The sequence below is a fragment of the Gilliamella sp. W8126 genome (genome assembly GCF_016102185.1).
In the GTDB taxonomy this organism is placed as follows: domain Bacteria; phylum Pseudomonadota; class Gammaproteobacteria; order Enterobacterales; family Orbaceae; genus Gilliamella; species Gilliamella apis_A.
In genome coordinates, this window is the sequence record NZ_JACFPE010000001.1 from 497396 (window position 1) to 513469 (window position 16074).

Annotated in this window: 19 protein-coding genes and 1 pseudogene; 18 read left to right on the plus strand and 2 right to left on the minus strand. The window is 31.4% G+C overall.

All coding sequences use genetic code 11. The features are described from left to right. The first annotated feature begins 112 nt into the window (after positions 1-112). The 16 genes and pseudogenes from H3S74_RS12635 to H3S74_RS02355 all read left to right on the plus strand — a co-directional run bounded on the left by H3S74_RS12635 (position 113) and on the right by H3S74_RS02355 (position 10755). Positions 113-322 (plus strand): hypothetical protein, encoded by a 210-nt coding sequence (locus H3S74_RS12635; RefSeq protein WP_370547458.1) that lies wholly within the window; start codon positions 113-115, stop codon positions 320-322. A 90-nt stretch (positions 323-412) separates the two neighbouring features. Continuing rightward, positions 413-952, plus strand: coding sequence for an RHS repeat-associated core domain-containing protein (locus H3S74_RS12525; RefSeq protein WP_370547460.1), 540 nt, complete (start codon positions 413-415; stop codon positions 950-952). A 29-nt stretch (positions 953-981) separates the two neighbouring features. Beyond that, complete coding sequence (locus H3S74_RS02285; protein WP_198247133.1) at positions 982-1287, plus strand: hypothetical protein; 306 nt, start codon at positions 982-984, stop codon at positions 1285-1287. Positions 1288-1494: 207 nt separating this feature from the next. Continuing rightward, positions 1495-2088 (plus strand): hypothetical protein, encoded by a 594-nt coding sequence (locus tag H3S74_RS02290; protein ID WP_198247134.1) that lies wholly within the window; start codon positions 1495-1497, stop codon positions 2086-2088. 244 nt (positions 2089-2332) lie between these two features. Then, positions 2333-2647: a hypothetical protein gene (locus H3S74_RS02295; RefSeq protein WP_198247135.1), complete on the plus strand. Its 315-nt coding sequence runs from the start codon at positions 2333-2335 to the stop codon at positions 2645-2647. Continuing rightward, positions 2605-2925: a hypothetical protein gene (locus tag H3S74_RS02300; RefSeq protein WP_198247136.1), complete on the plus strand. Its 321-nt coding sequence runs from the start codon at positions 2605-2607 to the stop codon at positions 2923-2925. Before H3S74_RS02295 ends, H3S74_RS02300 begins: the two co-directional genes overlap by 43 nt. 668 nt (positions 2926-3593) lie before the next feature. Then, the gene (gene comJ, locus H3S74_RS02305; RefSeq protein WP_086364676.1) at positions 3594-4076 is read left to right on the plus strand and encodes a competence protein ComJ; all 483 of its coding nucleotides are present in this window, start codon (positions 3594-3596) and stop codon (positions 4074-4076) included. A gap of 434 nt (positions 4077-4510) precedes the next feature. After that, positions 4511-4780, plus strand: a complete 270-nt coding sequence (locus H3S74_RS02310) for a hypothetical protein (protein ID WP_110447991.1) — start codon at positions 4511-4513, stop codon at positions 4778-4780. A gap of 4 nt (positions 4781-4784) precedes the next feature. After that, a complete protein-coding gene (locus tag H3S74_RS02315) occupies positions 4785-4973 on the plus strand; it encodes a hypothetical protein (RefSeq protein ID WP_198247137.1) in 189 nt (62 codons plus the stop codon). 660 nt (positions 4974-5633) lie between these two features. Continuing rightward, positions 5634-5954: a hypothetical protein gene (locus H3S74_RS02320; RefSeq protein ID WP_198221511.1), complete on the plus strand. Its 321-nt coding sequence runs from the start codon at positions 5634-5636 to the stop codon at positions 5952-5954. Positions 5955-6153: 199 nt separating this feature from the next. Then, complete coding sequence (locus tag H3S74_RS02325; RefSeq protein ID WP_198199693.1) at positions 6154-6993, plus strand: immunity 22 family protein; 840 nt, start codon at positions 6154-6156, stop codon at positions 6991-6993. Positions 6994-7268: 275 nt separating this feature from the next. Then, positions 7269-7651, plus strand: a pseudogene (locus H3S74_RS02330) (DUF2750 domain-containing protein). Positions 7652-7717: 66 nt separating this feature from the next. Next, on the plus strand, positions 7718-8254 hold the full coding sequence (locus H3S74_RS02340) for a hypothetical protein (RefSeq protein ID WP_198247138.1): 537 nt from the start codon (positions 7718-7720) through the stop codon (positions 8252-8254). Between the two features lie 506 nt (positions 8255-8760). After that, positions 8761-9120, plus strand: coding sequence for a hypothetical protein (locus H3S74_RS02345; protein WP_198247139.1), 360 nt, complete (start codon positions 8761-8763; stop codon positions 9118-9120). Between the two features lie 471 nt (positions 9121-9591). Then, the gene (locus H3S74_RS02350) at positions 9592-10227 is read left to right on the plus strand and encodes a hypothetical protein (protein ID WP_198199703.1); all 636 of its coding nucleotides are present in this window, start codon (positions 9592-9594) and stop codon (positions 10225-10227) included. A 111-nt stretch (positions 10228-10338) separates the two neighbouring features. Beyond that, a complete protein-coding gene (locus H3S74_RS02355; RefSeq protein WP_198247140.1) occupies positions 10339-10755 on the plus strand; it encodes a hypothetical protein in 417 nt (138 codons plus the stop codon). A 391-nt stretch (positions 10756-11146) separates the two neighbouring features. Here H3S74_RS02355 and priC read toward each other — a convergent pair whose 3' ends face one another. Then, positions 11147-11653, minus strand: a complete 507-nt coding sequence (priC, locus tag H3S74_RS02360) for a primosomal replication protein PriC (RefSeq protein ID WP_198247141.1) — start codon at positions 11651-11653, stop codon at positions 11147-11149. Positions 11654-11663: 10 nt separating this feature from the next. After that, a complete protein-coding gene (gene yfbV / locus H3S74_RS02365; RefSeq protein ID WP_198199711.1) occupies positions 11664-12119 on the minus strand; it encodes a terminus macrodomain insulation protein YfbV in 456 nt (151 codons plus the stop codon). A gap of 193 nt (positions 12120-12312) precedes the next feature. On the opposite strand from yfbV, the gene H3S74_RS02370 reads away from it, so the two are divergent. Both H3S74_RS02370 and pta read left to right on the plus strand, forming a co-directional pair. Next, a complete protein-coding gene (locus H3S74_RS02370; protein ID WP_110447983.1) occupies positions 12313-13518 on the plus strand; it encodes an acetate kinase in 1206 nt (401 codons plus the stop codon). Between the two features lie 69 nt (positions 13519-13587). Further along, positions 13588-15738 carry a phosphate acetyltransferase gene (gene pta / locus H3S74_RS02375; RefSeq protein ID WP_198247142.1) on the plus strand — a complete coding sequence of 717 codons (2151 nt, stop codon included), beginning with the start codon at positions 13588-13590 and terminating at the stop codon, positions 15736-15738. Positions 15739-16074 lie beyond the last annotated feature (336 nt).

Consider the following 16074-nt stretch of genomic DNA (forward strand, 5'->3'; position numbering starts at 1 on the left):
ATACAGAGAAGACTACAGCAATCACAACCTGATTCGCTGTAACCAGCTCCTGCATTTCAGAGGACACCACTACCGCTACGACGAGCACGGCAGAACTGCCAGCAAACAGACCATCGGCACAACCCAGCACTACCACTACGATGCTGAACACCGCCTGAGCGAAGTACGCATCGAACAAATAGGCCGCAGTCAGCGTTACGGCTACGTCTACGACGCACTTGGCCGGCGTATCGAAAAACATCAGATAGACCGCGAAGGCCAACCCTACAACCGTACCCGCTTCCTGTGGGACGGCTTAAGAATGATTCAGGAAACCGGCTAGAATCACCCCACCAGCCTGTATATCTATACCGACCAGAACAGCTACGAACCACTGGCGCGGATAGACACAGACGGCAACCAAGAACAACATATCCGCTACTTCCACACCGACCTGAATGGCTGTCCGGAAGAACTTACCGATGCAAACGGTAAAATACTATGGGAATGTAGCTTTCAGTTATGGGGAAAGCGGATTCATGAAATCGAACACGAATCCATAGAGCAAAACCTCAGATATCAGGGACAATATTTAGACAGAGAAACCGGCTTACATTACAATACTTTCAGGTATTATGATCCGGATATAGGTAGATTTACTCAGCCAGACCCGATTGGGTTGCTGGGCGATTTGAATCTGTATCAGTATGCGCCGAATCCGTTAACTTGGTTTGATCCACTAGGTTTTAATCCTTGTACATTATCTGGTAATACAATCAATCGCGCTGATGGTTCAAATCTCATCACTATTTCAAGTAATGCTCAGATTCGTAAATTATTTTCTCCAAAAGGCTATACTGGAAACTATGGCTATGAGTATAAATGGCAGAATGCAAATGGAACTTTAATAGTCGTTCGAATTCATGATATTGATATTACAGCACCTTCCTGCTCTAACAAATACAGGAAATAAAATACGCAATAGATACTAAAGATTCTGATATGTATGAACTAATTGGTTCTATCAGAGATGTGTTTTCATCACCTTATATATCAACGCCGATTGTTAGCCCTAATTTAGTTAAGGAATTATGGATTTTATTAACTAAAATATTTATCCATAGTGATATTTACGATAATAAATTTTTTGCAATATTCGCAATGGATGATATTTACTTATACTCTAGACGTGAAAATATTAAATTATGCCTAAAAGATTTAGAAAAATGGAGAGAAAAACATAACAAAAATAATACAACGGAAGAAATTTTAGAATGCGTTGATGATATAATTTTACCTGATGTTTAATTCTTTAAAAACGCATATCTTTAATCCTTAATAGCTCAAGTATTTAGATTAATAAAGTTTTGGCGCAGCTTATATATTAAATAATAGTTTTCCATCAGCATATTTTCTCTGGGAGGGCTTGATGTATTGAAAATGGAATCTGGAAATATATAAAATAGAGTAGATTAACATGTTATCTAATTATTTTAACTATTAAAGTGAAATTATATGACTGGTAAAATTAAACTACCTGCTTTAGAAATCTTTATGACTGCAGTGGATGCAGTAGAGTTCTCCAAAGTTTTAAAAGATCAGATTGAATCGGTTAAATTTATTACACAATATAGATGGCCTGATTTGAATATACCAATATCAGATGTACTGGATATAGAAATAGCTAAAAATATAGATTTTAGTATTATAAATACCGATATTTTAAGTATTGAAGATTATAAAAAAAAATATGTTATACATTATCCAGGGGCAAATTATGATGGTGCTATGGTTGGAGAAGGTCTTGTCCGTTTTTCATGTTCAACAATGGCTGGTTATGCACCTGGATCTTTAATGAACGGTCGGTTAACTGCTTCTTATGATGTAGTAAAACAACCCGAAACCGATAAATTTGTAAAAGCGGTATGGAAAATATTTAAAAAAGGCGCCAAGAAGGTTTATTTAATTAATCGGGAAACGGGGCAGATTGCGGATAAACCTGAGACACGTTTTTTTGCCTGGCCTGATGCAGCGAAAAAATTTAATGGGGAAAATGGGCATTATTTAACTAACCATGCCTTTGCCTATTTTGTGGCCAAAGACGTGTAATAAAATGCAAATAAAATAGCTATTGCTGATTTTTTATTCTGACGATCTAAATAATTTTGATTTTATTTATAAAATGCCAATCGCATTCTTAAGCAAGATCATGATGCAGTTGTGATTGCCGTACCAAAAGGAACTATACCCTCTTCGGGAGCACTTGATATATCAAAATGGAATCTGGAAAAATATATAAAATAAAATAGATTAACATGTTATCTAATTATTTTAACTATTAAAGTGAAATTATATGACTGGTAAAATTAAACTGCCTGCTTTAGAAATCTTCATGACTGCAGTGGATGCAGTAGAGTTCTCCAAAGTTTTAAAAGATCAGATTGAGTCGGTTAAATTTATTACACAATATATTTGGCCAGATCTGAATATACCAATTTCAGATGTACTGGATATGGAAATAGCTAAAAATATAGATTTTAGTATTATAAATACCGATATTTTAAGTATTGAAGATTATAAAAAAAATACGTTATACATTATCCAGGGTCAAATTATGATGGTGCTATGGTTGGAGAAGGTCTTGTCCGCTTTTCATGTTCTGAATTAGCCAATTATGATACTGAGTCTTTAAGAAATGGTCGATTAACTGCTTCTTATGATGTGGTAAAACAACCTGAGACCGATAAATTTGTAAAAGCGGTATGGAAAATATTTAAAAAAGGCGCCAAGAAAGTTTATTTAATTAATCAGGAAACGGGGCAGATTGCGGATAAACCTGAGACACGTTTTTTTGCCTGGCCGGACGCTGCGAAGAAATTTAATGGGGAAGATGGGCATTATTTAACTAACCATGCCTTTGCCTATTTTGTGGCCAAAGACGTGTAATAAAATGCAAATAAAATAGACAAGATGTTCAATATAATCTAATAAAAGAACAGATAATGTTTAAGTGACCTATCAATTGGAAAATAAAATGATAGCGTTTAGCATAGTGAATAATAGCAATCTCACTGAGATAGAAACAATACTTAAAAAAGAATTAAATTGCTCCCTCGAACCAATAGCAAGCCGAAATAGGGTCGAAGAGATACATTTGGACCTTCGCAAAGGAGGTAATTTTCCTATTGTAGGTGTTTTTTATTATCCATGTGTGAATAATGATCAGCTAATATCTGCACCTAATTGATCTGATGGGTAGGGCTCCTTGCTTTATTGTATAACGAAAGCAAATAATTCTAGCTATCTATTATTCAGGTTATATAGTGGAGCAGAGCCATGTATGGAGATGATGCTTGTTGATTCTGGAAAAACGATTCGATTAGTAAGTGCGATGAAAGAAGATAAATAGATTTTTTATTAAATAGTTATTAAAAATAAAAAAAAGTTAAAACGAAATCAGACCTGATTGAAATGATTAATGGATTTATTTAAAAAGGTCTAATAGCGCATGTTAGGCACATTGATCTGCATAATAATCAGGCTCATAGTAAAGCAATCGAATAGTTATGTTGGGGGTTGTCTGACAAAAAGTAAAATTCAAATGGAGGTAGTGCATGGAAAACCCTAACAATCAAGTAGTTGATTTGTTGATTTCCCATAATCAAATTTTAGTTCGATCTAGAGCTTATTCTGAAAAATTATCTCAATGGGGTAAAGAGAATATTGAACAAGGTGCCGTCATTCATAAAGATTATGTTATATTTGATCCTTTACCTGACGAAGCTTTTGGAGCTAATGTTGTTTTAAATCTAACAGATAATTTTGTTATGGATGAAAATACACAACGGTGTATTGTGACTCCTTTTTATATTAATAATAGTGATAATGTAGAAGTTGCATCAGCTGCAGAAAAATTCAAAATAAACATAGCATTTGATAGATCTTTATATGATCTTTATTATGAAATTTGCGAAAATGATGAGGTTTTTTACAAATTTACTTTTGTTCCAGCAGAAAGCCCAATAGTTGCCAGATACCTGATTGATGATCCTTGGGGCGGCGAAAAAGATAAAGCACTTAAACTTGGTTTCTTATGATTAACTAATTTATATAATCAATGTAATTTTTAATAAAACATTTAATTTAGTTTATATATGTGAGGCCTTACCTTGTTAATTAGCGAAATTAAAAAGTAAGTATGTATATATAGATTTTTATATCTTATAGATGTTATAAAAATCACTACATATTAATCTTAAAAATATTTGCGGTCAGAAGTTTTTTAAAATTGATAGGGACGATAGAAATCAAAGTTAAATTTCAAACAAGCCAAAAGCAGTGATAGGAAAGATGCAAATTTAGATCCTATTACTGGCAAAAAGAGTGTCTTAGTTTATATTCAACTAAGATACACATTATCTGGTAAATAATTGTTGTAGGAAAAGGTCATAGTATTGATGATAAAGTTCTATCAAAGAAAACATTTGAGGCACATATGCCATTAAACACTAAATAATAAAGAATTTTAAATATGCATGATTGGACATTAGTATCTTTGATTCTTGATTGGCAAGAAAGTACTCTTATAATTAAGTTCCTTAATAATTCTTCTATTCCTATGGATATTATATGCAAAGGTATTAAAGGCATTAATATACCAAAATGGGATAAATGGGGCGAAAGTGTAAGCGTAAATCAATTTAATCTTAAAGATGATACGAAATACAAATATATAGAGATAGAAATGCAATCAGGTGATGTTATAAATATAATTGCAACTGATATAGTTATGCCTGCATAAAAATATGAAAACGAGTTTAAAAGATAAATTAAATTTATTTAGAGCAAGAGATTATGCAACCAAATTAAATGGTGTTAGTTCATTTAATGTATCATTTTTACATGATAATGAATTTATATGGCATAGAAAAATGTTAAAAGAAATAAATAAAATTGATAATGATATTAAAAAAATTTTTTTAATTTACCTATAAATAGAAATATCCTAGCTAGGGAAGTTGAAAGTATATTGAATATAAAAAAGGATATTATGTGTAATATGTTCTATTCCGGAAATGTGAGTATATCTTTTTATGTCGAAAGTTTTTCAGACTTCATATTAAGCTTGTTTTCAATCAATAGGACATATGATTTTTCATTGGTATTCACGTCCCCAGATAGAGTAATTGCTTTAAGCGATAATGAATATGATATTCATCTGTATTATATTCATAAATAAAGAATTCATATAAAAATAATAAATTATTTTTTGTCTTTATCAGCAATCAGGAATAGTTGACTGATGAGGCTGATGAAATTCTCAGGGAATGCTCTTCCCAATTATGGTATAAACCAATACAGAAAACCTCACATATCTTAATCTAATAAGATTTAAAGGGTTAAGGCCAATAATTAGATAAAAATTTAACTCCACTACAATAATTTCAGTTATTATGATCCAGATATAGAGCGCTTTATTCTGCTGGCCCAGATTTGGTTAGCTGGCGAATTTAATTTGTATCAGTGTGTGCACCAAATTGACGAAAACTCAGGTGGGCCGTGGAATTTTAATTGGTAAATATGTAACCGGTCGAGCTGATAGCTGTATCAAGTTTCAGGTCAGTAATTATTGAAAATATTTAACGAGGTGGTTTATGGATCTTATTTCCATTGGCGATGTTTTATCTTCTCCAGAAAATAATACAGAGTTTTTTTGTTTACCTCCAAATAAAAACAACTGGACATTGTCTACAAAAGGAGTTTTTACTTTAGATGCTAGGGATTTTCCTCCTGATTCTGATGAATATTTACCAGAACAAGTTAAAAATGATGGTTGGGTTGAAGTTTTAGATGGAGGAACGATCGAGGAAATTGTAGCAAACGCAAAACAACAATTAGGTGTTCCGTCATTAGATGAATTATTTGAAGCATTTATTTTTTATTATGAAAACGATGCTTTTTTAGAATTCCAATAATATATTACTGAAAGTACGCGATCTTTCGATGTATCTCATTAATAGCATATTATTCCACAGAAAACCGTCTGTAGTTGAATAGTAAATTAATATCTTTCAATATGATATATTGAAACGATGCGAAGTTAATCAATTTAAAAGTATTTAGCATTCTACTAAATGAGATATAAATCTAAATGTTAATTAAGAAAGGATTATCATGAGTAAAATTGATGTAGATAAAGTGACTATTCTGCTATGGATAGGTAATAATTTTTCTTCAGAGAAAAAATATAAACAATATTTTGAACAGAATGAAAATATACCAATTAATGATTTCCTTACACCATCATGCATATTCTGTGCTGATATAGGTGATGTAGTGTATATGTCAGAGCAGCTTATTATGCCCGACAGGTTTTCTACACCTCAAGATATCAATTCGATTATTGATAAAATAGAAGTAAATGAAGGTGAAAAGAAAAAGATTTATGAACAATGTATTAAATTAGGTATCACAACGGCTAATTCTGTATTTTGGTATATAAATAATGATCCAATGTTAAATCTAGAGGTCAAGAAACCCTATAAAGAAAATTATAACGGACTTAAGTATATAGGTGAATTTAGTGCTGAGACTAAATACCAATCTCAATTTAATAAAGATCTATCATCGGATCAATATTTATGGATAGGGTCAAATTTTATGCCAGTTGAAAAATATGAGGAATATTTTGAACTGGATTATACTACTGAGGAATTAGATAGCCCTGAGTATAAGATTTGTGGTTTTTGTAAAGATATAGGCACTAATTGGTATGATGAAGATTTTATCGGATATCCTGAACCATTGAAAAAAGAGATTGATGTTGGAGAACTGATTGATAAATTAATTTCACCAGGAATAGATTGTAGACAGAAAATTATAGATCAATGTTATAAAATGGGCATAACCAAAGCAAATGCTTTAGTTTGGTATAAAGCAAGTGAAGCGGTACTTAAAAAACCTTATAAAGAAAATTATAATGGTCTTAAATATATAGGAATATTTAAATTTTGAGATCAATATAAAGATAGTAATAAACTTTGTAATAATCTGCCATATAAGCCTGAATTTCATTATTCAGGCTTTTTTTGACACAAGTAAAACTTTTTGCTTTGATTTCATTTATCAGCGCCGGTCAAATTAAATGTTCATATCTAAAGAATTATATAAGATGGGTAAAATGTTAATAGCATGTCCATGCTTGTTGTGAGATAACCAATATTGAAAATAGAATGCATCTCGATTTAACTAAATCAGAGGTGACTGACTCTTTATTAGGGGCAGAGAATATGGATAATATAAAATTATTAAATGTACAATCACTCGATTCGCATAAAAGACTTGAATACTTAATTAGAAAAGTAGCAGATTTTGAATTAATTTGGAGCAGTTATGGAGATAATGGCTGGTTACTATTATCTGATGAAAATGGTAGAAGAATAACACCTTTTTGGCCTGAAAAAGAATTTGTTAATGAATACAATATAACTCATAAATATGACTATTTTGCTAAAAAAATCGATTTATATTATTTTTAGATAAATGGATAAATGGATTAGCAAAAGATAAAATTGATATAGTCCTTTTTCCGGTAAAGGAAAAAGAGAGTATTATCATTTCTCCTTTGCAATTAAAAGCGCTAATAGAAAACGAATTAGAACAATATGAGTAATTTGTGTATAAAATCTATTAGTGTGATTTTATAAATTTATAATGCATTGAGTAAAATGAACAAATAGTGAAAATAATAGAAAAGCAGGAAGTAAGTGTGATTAAAACTATAGATGTTGATGTTGATTTTAATGGCATAATTATTTTTGATTATCCTGGGATACTGGGCCCTTTTGATGGAAAAATAAATGATGGAGAGAATATACTTCAACAATTTACAACAACCGATAAAGGAGATTCTGTTTTAGATCAGGGTATTGCATTACCTATTATGGGTATTGATGATGGTGGGTATATAGTTAGATTGTTTTTAAATGAAATTCCTAGTAATGACAATCGGAATGTTATATTCAGTGATAAATATTTTTTTCTTAATGTAACAGGTAGTTTATATATTGCCGATATGGCAGTTTTTTGGCAATGGGAAGAATATACTGGTTGGCATAATTCAAGTATTCCTAAAGGGATATATAGAGTTTGTTTAGAAGGCGTACATTTAAAACAAAACGATGATATTTCCTATTGTTATGATCTGATTTTAGAAAAGGTAGACAAACTCGGCAAGCGCAATATTGAACCACGCTCCTATTCAAACCTATATTAAATAGAAAGTTAACTGAAATTTATATTTTATTAAAACGTGATTTTAATCAGGTAAATTTAATATGGTCACTAACCTTATTTGACCGCATTGTAAGCAAACGTAATTAAACTATCATCTATGAGTTTTGAACACATTGAAGTGTATAATAATCGAAGCTATCAAATAATTCTATTTACAGAACAATAATTTTCCATGTCAAATACCGACAAATAGGCAATGGTATATTATTGATAATAAGCGAATTGTAGATTTATATCTTGTTGATTTAGCTCATAAAGATATATTATTACTAATTCATAGTTATTTAAATTATATAAATGCTACTGCAAACTCATAGTCGATACTGAATATTCAAATGAATATAATAAACGATTTGGAATGTGAAATAATATATGATGCAGTTAGTTATAAATATTATGTATTATAAATTTAGATAATTTAAATGTCGGAAAATAAAATTAAATTTTTGATAATTTTTATCATGTAATGTCAGTAAGAAAAGCAATATGGATAAACGGATAAAGCTTGAAAAATATATTTTGAATGAATTTCAAGCGAAAGATAGTCAGACATTTTTATATCAACTGCATGAAAATTCTTATTTTGATAAAGAAAAATTTTCAATATTGTTAAATATTTGTGATAGTTTGGCAAAAGCGTATGGTGAATTTGGTAAAACTGATAACTATAATGAGGTGATTAAAGGTCTATTCGTTATTTTCGAACATACACTTTTTTTATTATTTACTCATTTTGTTGAACATGATTTCTTTACAATTAGTAATTACGGTAAAGATTTCAAAGCCAGAGATGTATCAGCATATTATTCGCAAATTAGGGAAATAACTCAAAAAATTATTTTATAATTGGATCATACTTAGCTACTCACCTTAGTCATTCTAATGACTATTTAATTAGTTCCATCTAGATTCTAATTCAATTAAATCATCGTATTGATAATCAATTATGTTTATTCCTTACTCTGTATGTTTGATTGGAGGATGAAACTATTGTTGATAGTGTTAGGTACTGGACTACTCAAGTAGCAGTTGCTTTTCGCGACGAAAGATTAAGGAAAGACCTTAATATATCACTAAAATCGAATGATATTGATATTAAGGGCGCTACTGAAATGGCTTTAAGTATTTTAGAAGATTAATAACGTATAAATTAAACAGATAAAATTTTTAATTTATAAAACAGGATAGTTATAAAATTATTGTTAATGAGATTAATAAAGATAGGTTGCTAAAAAATCAATATATTATGTGAGATAAAGATATATGAGTAAGCTTCTATAATATAGGTATTCATGTATGATGTTTTAAGGAGCAAAAATGTCGGTGACAGCTGAATTAAGAAAATTGTTTGAATTTGAATTGTATAATTATTTAAAGGAAAACATCATATATAGCCCAAATATCAAATGTTTAAAAACGGAAATATCCATAAAAAAAACAAAAGATAATCAAGCAAGTGGCCGTATAGGTTTCAGGTTTTTAAATAATGCTCAGGGATACTGTCTCAGTACAAGTGTTGATTCTCCAGAATTAATTGTTTTTTTTAATAAAATAAATCCACCATATAGATCAAATAACCCCGAAGGCGTCGTTTATGCAATGAATACTTCAATGGAGATTGGTTTTAAATCATTCGCTCCTAATTTGGGTGGTACTGTAGATTTACCCAGAAATGAAGAAGAAAGAAAAAAAACTTGTGAATGGATTTTTACTAAGGTGAGAGATATTTATTTGCCAAGAGCTATCAATCTTATTGAGTTAAAGCCTGAAACGATAAAAGATATCATATTATTCCCAAACTATTATGCTTATCCTTTTTTGACAATTTTATACCTAAGCAAAAAACATAATAGGTCTTTAACAGATAAAGAGATGGAATTGATATTTAGTAAAAGAAAAAGAATATTAGGCAACAAATTGTTTGATAAAAAACTCTTAGAGATATATCTATAAAAAATCGATACTATTTCTTTGATGTTTGTACATTAATTTGGGTGTTTTTATCTTCTGATTTATAATGTTTACTCACATTTTTTGAATAAAAGAAATATTTTTGGGGTATTTATGGATTGGACTGGTTCTTGGAACTCTTTTTATTCAACTAAACCTATAAATGTTGTTTTCTCCGAATGGAGAAAAAAAATGATAGCTATTAACTACAAAAGTTATTATAACCCTTGGATGGGAGACGAGTGGTTATTTAGTTATAAGAATAATGAAATGCTTGAATATCACTATGAGAATGGTTATAACATTGATATGCAAGGTGAAGGCTGTGTAACGATAGAAGCTAAAAAAGTTTCATTGAACGCGGTTGCAACTTTGATTGAATTTGAAAGGGAAACGAATTTCGAACCTTACAATATTAATCTACATCTTAAAGACTTATACTACTATGTTCTAGTTCTACCAGAGGAATTGGAAAATTCGGAATTTAGTCGTAAGCTACACGAATTATTTATTAGTGTACTTAAAGTATAAAATTAACTTAGTAAATATGAAGGATTTTTCGTATTTTATCATTTATTTAATTTGAGGAAATAACATCTTTTTATCTATTTGATTCGTAATCATTTATGATAACTAGCTATGAGGGGGGTATTTAATAATATCTACTCACTTTTCTTTAAATTATCAATTAATAGCTATCATGTTTAAATTTTTACCAAAATGATGTATTCATAATTTTAATTTAAAAAGTTTTAGTTTATATATATTGTTATATTTGTTATAAACGAGCATTATTTAGCTTTAGATAGGCTAAAGTGTATCATTTAACAATCATGGTTTAGATAAATAATCAATATGCCACCAACATGCAGTGATGGTCACTGTTAATATCTCAAATTTGCATTGATAAAATAATTCGACTTTAATCGAAGACCTCATTTTCCATATCTAACTCAATCTTTTTTATTGCTTGTTCACAACGATATATCCGATTATCTAATGCTGCTATTTTTGTATAATCAATAGCCTCAGGCGATAGTTCTAATTCATATTTCATCTCTTGCAATCGTCGCAGATAATCTAAATGTCTGGAATGTTTTTCTGCAACGGTTTCTTGAATTACATAACTTGTTGGTTGCTTGCGTAAATGTACAGTAGCAAGCTCACGACTTAGTGCAGTAATTTGGTCAATAAGTTTTTCCGATAAGAATTCAATTTGACTCATTTTTTCGGTTAAAGCTGCATCACAGAGAGAATGATAAGTAAGCTTTATCTTATCGATATAAAATTGAAAATCGACCTCAATCTTACTGCTATTAAACAGATGTTCATCAAAATAGTGTTCTTGATAAGCGGGTTGATCAGATAGGTTGATCTGTTGCTCAAGTTGATTGATCTGCTCTTTTAATTTTTCTAAAAAATTCTGCATAGATATATTTTCATGGTTGGTTCGATGTATCATCATCTTGTCCAAAATAGTTGCCTAGATGAATTTTAGATAGATTCATCAATTTCATTAGTGCTTCAAACGTTAATTTTTCATTAGGATTTCGGTTTGGACTGATTATTTTTTTTTCAATTAGTTGTGATTTAATTCGGTTATAACCATCAACCAAATATAATGGTAGTGGCGATTGAGAACGATAGCCTAACCATAATATTCCTTGAATAGGTAAGCTCAAGGCAAATAGAATAGTAACAATCGTTACTGCTAATTGTGCTGGCAGATAATATTGCCAAACAATTAAGCCAATAATGATTGGTGGTAATATTTTTTTTGCGGTTTTTATGTGGTTAATAATTTTTAATTCCGGAAATGAATATGAAAGCGCCTTATCTTTGGGGCAAAGATCCATATATGTTTGACCTGCCTTAAATTTTTTAACTAAATTCATCTGATTTGGATTCCTCGACATTCACATTTTAATGTCTTAAAATAGTGTCATTCAAATTGGGGGCTCTCTTTATTTTATCTTAAAAACCAAGATATCAGAAGTCGCCTTGTATATCACATTGATTATTTAATCATGTGTAGAGTTACCAATTTTGATTGGTATATATCTTTTTATTCAATTTATAGGAATTACTATGTCATCAAGTAATAACGCTCTTGTTCTGAATTGTGGAAGTTCATCTTTAAAATTTGCAATCATAAACCCTGAAAATGGTGATGAATTTTTATCTGGCTTAGCTGAATGTTTTCACCTTCCTGATGCTCGTATTAAATGGAAATTAGATGGTGAAAAGAAAGAAGCTTCTTTAGGTGCTGGTGCAGCGCATAGCGAAGCAATCCGTTTTATTGTTAACAGTATTTTTCCACAAAAACCAGAATTATTGGATAGTATTAAATCAATTGGACACCGTATTGTTCATGGCGGTGAGAAATATACCCAATCAGTTGTAATTGATGATTCAGTATTAAAAGGAATTGAAGAAGCAGCGGCTTTCGCACCTTTACATAATCCTGCGCATTTAATTGGTATTCGTGAAGCTTATGCCGCTTTTCCTCATTTAAAAGATAAAAACGTCGCAGTATTTGATACCGCATTCCATACTACAATGCCTAAAGAAGCATATTTATACGCAATCCCTAATGAATTATATACTAAACATGGTATTCGTCGTTATGGTGCTCATGGTACAAGCCATTATTATGTTAGCCGTGAAGCAGCTAAATTATTAAATAAACCAGTTGAAGAAACTAACGTGATCACTTGTCACTTAGGTAATGGTGCCTCTATTACTGCGGTTAAAAATGGTAAATGTGTTGAAACTTCAATGGGGTTAACGCCACTTGAAGGCCTAGTTATGGGTACACGTAGTGGTGATATTGATCCTGCTATTATGTTCTTCTTACATGACAACTTAAAAATGTCTGTTGCTGATATTAACAACTTATTAAATAAAAAATCTGGTTTACTAGGTTTAACGGGTGTTAGCAGTGATTGTCGTTATGTAACCGATAATTACGATAAAGATGAAAATGCAAAAAATGCCTTAGATGTTTTTGTTCATCGTTTAGTAAAATACATTGGTGGTTATGCAATGTTATTAGACGGTCGTTTAGATGCAATCGTATTTACTGGTGGTATCGGTGAAAATTCTGAAGAAGTTCGTCGTATGGCTTTACAAAAATTAAGCTTACTTGGTATTGAACTTGATCAAGAACGCAACTTAGCGGCTCGTTTTGGTAAAGGCGGTACAATTACTAAAGATGGTTCAGTAATCGCGATGGTAATTCCAACCAATGAAGAACTCGTCATTGCCCAAGATGCTGCACGTTTAACAGCTTAAAAGTTTTTAAAACCGCCTATAAGGCGGTTTGTTTTTTGGATTTAATAAAGAATTAAGAGGAAACAAATTATGTCTCGTACCATTATGCTGATTCCAACAGGTACCAATGTTGGTTTAACAGGTGTAAGTCTAGGTGTTATTCGAGCGATGGAGCGTCAAGGTATTAATTTAAATGTATTTAAACCTGTTGCGCAACCAAGAGCAGGTGGCGATGCCCCTGATAATACAACTACTTTAGTTAGCACAAACACATCCATTCCTACTTTAAAACCGTTAAAAATGAGTCATGTTGAGAACCTATTAGGTTTAAATCAACAAGATGTATTAATGGAAGAAATTGTCGCTCTGTATGCTGAAAATACCAAAGGTGCTGATGTTGTTTTAGTTGAAGGTATTGTACCAACAACTGATTATCCATTTGCTAATGAATTAAATAATAACATTGCTAAAACACTTGGCGCTGAAATTATTTTTGTTGTAAATATGGGTAAAGATAATCCTGAACAGTTAAAAGATCGTATTGAGATTGCCCGTTCTAATTTTGGTGGCATTAAAAATGATAAGATTATTGGTGTCATTGTTAATAAAGTAAATGCTCCAGTTGAAGAGCAAAACCTTGCTCGTCCTGATGTGGCCGAAATTTATCATACGCCAAAATTTGATAATAAAAAAATCACTATTAAAGAGTTAAGCGAACATAGCCCGTTACCAGTTCTTGGCTGTATTCCGTGGAATATTGATTTAAGTGCTTGCCGAGCAATCGATATTGCTAAACATTTTGATGCAAAAATTATTAATGAAGGTGCAATTAAAAATCGTCGAATTAAACATGTTTCTTTCTGTTCTCGCAGCGTTCAAAATATTATCAATCACCTGCAACCTAATGCGCTTTTAGTGACTTCTGCCGACCGCGCTGATGTATTGGTTACTATTAGTTTAGCAGCGATGAATGGTGTTGCCATTGGTGGGGTACTGTTAACTGGTGGTTACGATATTGATGAAAAAGTGTATAAGTTATGTCAACCAGCATTTGACACTGGTTTACCGATATTTACGGTTAAAACCAATACATTCCAAACTTCAATTAATTTACAACAATTTAATTTAGAAATTCCAGTTGATGACAAAGAGCGTATGGATAATACTCAAAACTTTGTTGCTGACCATATCGATACAAATTGGATTAAATCATTAAACGAAGTTGTAAGTTCTACTCGACGTTTATCTCCACCAGCATTCCGCTATCAATTAACTGAACTTGCTCGTAATGCAAAAAAAGTTGTGGTATTACCAGAAGGTGACGAACCAAGAACTATCAAAGCTGCTGCAATTTGTGCAGAGCGCAACATTGCAAAATGTGTGCTGATTGGTAATCCAGATGAAGTTCGTAAAGTGGCTGCATCACAAGGTGTTACGTTAGGCGCCGGTGTTGAAATCGTTGATCCAGATAGTATTCGTGAAAAATATGTACCACGTTTAGTCGAATTGCGTAAAAACAAAGGTATGACAGAAGTCATTGCTCGTGAGCAATTAGCGGATAATGTGGTACTTGGTACAATGATGCTTGAAGCAAACGAAGTTGATGGTTTAGTTTCAGGTGCGGTACACACTACGGCTAATACAATTCGCCCACCATTACAATTAATCAAAACTGCACCAGGAAGCTCACTTGTATCATCAGTGTTCTTTATGTTAATGCCTGATCAAGTTTATATTTATGGTGACTGTGCAATCAATCCAGATCCAAATGCGCAAGAGCTTGCGGAAATTGCTATCCAATCTGCTGATACTGCAATTGCCTTTGGTATTGAACCACGCGTTGCAATGATCTCTTATTCAACCGGAAGTTCTGGACAAGGTGCCGATGTTGAGAAAGTGAAAGAAGCAACTCGAATAGCACAAGAAAAACGCCCTGATCTAATGATCGATGGTCCATTACAATATGATGCTGCCGTTATGCCTGATGTGGCAAAATCTAAAGCACCAAATTCACAAGTAGCGGGTAAAGCAACCGTATTTATCTTCCCTGATTTAAATACTGGTAACACTACTTACAAAGCGGTACAACGTTCAGCAGATCTTGTCTCAATTGGTCCTATGTTACAAGGTATGCGTAAACCTGTGAACGACTTATCACGTGGTGCATTGGTAGATGATATTGTTTATACTATCGCATTAACAGCTATTCAATCAGCACAAGAACAAAATGCTGCTAAATAGTTAGTATTTATACGGCAATTTATGAGAGGTTATTAATAACCTCTCATTTTTATTTCACCTACCAATCCTCTTATTTTTAAATACGGTTTTTTGATTGCAATTCAATAAATGACAAAATACTTTTGGGACTGGTTTTTAGCTCTTTAGGGTTTATATTTATGTGATATAAATTATATAAATGTGAATTTACTATCTGTTTAAACTATTATCTATAGATAAATTCGAGTTATTTTTGCATTAATAATAACGAATTTTAAAGTAACAACATTGAGTTTTGCGATATAGTTCGATTTTTAATGACCTTTATTGAAGTTAAGACGCTATGAATTTTCTTAA

Coding starts and splice junctions, on each gene's coding strand:
- H3S74_RS02285 (WP_198247133.1), top strand. CDS start 982: ATGTATGAACTAATTGGTTCTATCAGAGATGTGTTTTCATCACCTTAT.
- H3S74_RS02290 (WP_198247134.1), top strand. CDS start 1,495: ATGACTGGTAAAATTAAACTACCTGCTTTAGAAATCTTTATGACTGCA.
- H3S74_RS02295 (WP_198247135.1), top strand. CDS start 2,333: ATGACTGGTAAAATTAAACTGCCTGCTTTAGAAATCTTCATGACTGCA.
- H3S74_RS02300 (WP_198247136.1), top strand. CDS start 2,605: ATGGTTGGAGAAGGTCTTGTCCGCTTTTCATGTTCTGAATTAGCCAAT.
- comJ (WP_086364676.1), top strand. CDS start 3,594: ATGGAAAACCCTAACAATCAAGTAGTTGATTTGTTGATTTCCCATAAT.
- H3S74_RS02310 (WP_110447991.1), top strand. CDS start 4,511: ATGCATGATTGGACATTAGTATCTTTGATTCTTGATTGGCAAGAAAGT.
- H3S74_RS02315 (WP_198247137.1), top strand. CDS start 4,785: ATGAAAACGAGTTTAAAAGATAAATTAAATTTATTTAGAGCAAGAGAT.
- H3S74_RS02320 (WP_198221511.1), top strand. CDS start 5,634: ATGGATCTTATTTCCATTGGCGATGTTTTATCTTCTCCAGAAAATAAT.
- H3S74_RS02325 (WP_198199693.1), top strand. CDS start 6,154: ATGAGTAAAATTGATGTAGATAAAGTGACTATTCTGCTATGGATAGGT.
- H3S74_RS02345 (WP_198247139.1), top strand. CDS start 8,761: ATGGATAAACGGATAAAGCTTGAAAAATATATTTTGAATGAATTTCAA.
- H3S74_RS02350 (WP_198199703.1), top strand. CDS start 9,592: ATGTCGGTGACAGCTGAATTAAGAAAATTGTTTGAATTTGAATTGTAT.
- H3S74_RS02355 (WP_198247140.1), top strand. CDS start 10,339: ATGGATTGGACTGGTTCTTGGAACTCTTTTTATTCAACTAAACCTATA.
- priC (WP_198247141.1), bottom strand. CDS start 11,653: ATGCAGAATTTTTTAGAAAAATTAAAAGAGCAGATCAATCAACTTGAG.
- yfbV (WP_198199711.1), bottom strand. CDS start 12,119: ATGAATTTAGTTAAAAAATTTAAGGCAGGTCAAACATATATGGATCTT.
- H3S74_RS02370 (WP_110447983.1), top strand. CDS start 12,313: ATGTCATCAAGTAATAACGCTCTTGTTCTGAATTGTGGAAGTTCATCT.
- pta (WP_198247142.1), top strand. CDS start 13,588: ATGTCTCGTACCATTATGCTGATTCCAACAGGTACCAATGTTGGTTTA.